Consider the following 563-nt stretch of genomic DNA (forward strand, 5'->3'; position numbering starts at 1 on the left):
TCGTCGCCGGGCTGCTGACGGTCCAGGGCCTGACCGGCGCTCCCGCCGTGCCCGACCCGCCCGCGTACCCCGCGGTCGACGGCCCGCTCGGCGAGTCGCTGACGCGCCTGCAGCGGAGCGTGGCGCCGTGACCGGCATGACTGGCGCGGTGCGCGCGCAGGTGCCGGCGCCGGGGCGTGCGGGTCGTCCGGTGGGGCTGGCCCGGGCGGTCGTCCTCGGCGCGGCGCTGCTGGTCGCGGCGCTCGTCCTCGGGGGGTGCGCCGCGCCCGAGCTGTCCGGCGACCGCGCACGCACGCTGCAGCAGGACGTGCTCGTCGTGACGCAGGCCGCGCACGAGGGTCGGCTCGACGCGGCGCGCGCGCTGCTCGACCGCCTGCGCGCGGACGCCGAGCAGGGGCGTGAGGCGGGGGAGATCTCCGCCGAGCGGTTCGCGACGATCGACGCCGCACTCGACGACGTCGCGGCCGAGCTCGACGCCGCCGTGGCCGAGCAGGCCGCGGCCGCGGCGGCGGCGGCCCAGGCCGCGCAGGCGGCTGCGGTCGCCGACGCGGTCGAGGTAGCCG

1 protein-coding gene is annotated in these 563 nt (G+C 80.5%); it reads left to right on the top strand.

The window, feature by feature from the left end; translation table 11 throughout:
- Window positions 1-127: 127 nt before the first annotated feature.
- The coding region (locus CBZ_RS21325; protein WP_165446886.1) for a hypothetical protein at window positions 128-563 on the top strand (436 nt) is incomplete at its 3' end.

Source organism: Cellulomonas biazotea (genome assembly GCF_004306155.1).
Classification (GTDB): Bacteria; Actinomycetota; Actinomycetes; order Actinomycetales; family Cellulomonadaceae; genus Cellulomonas; species Cellulomonas biazotea.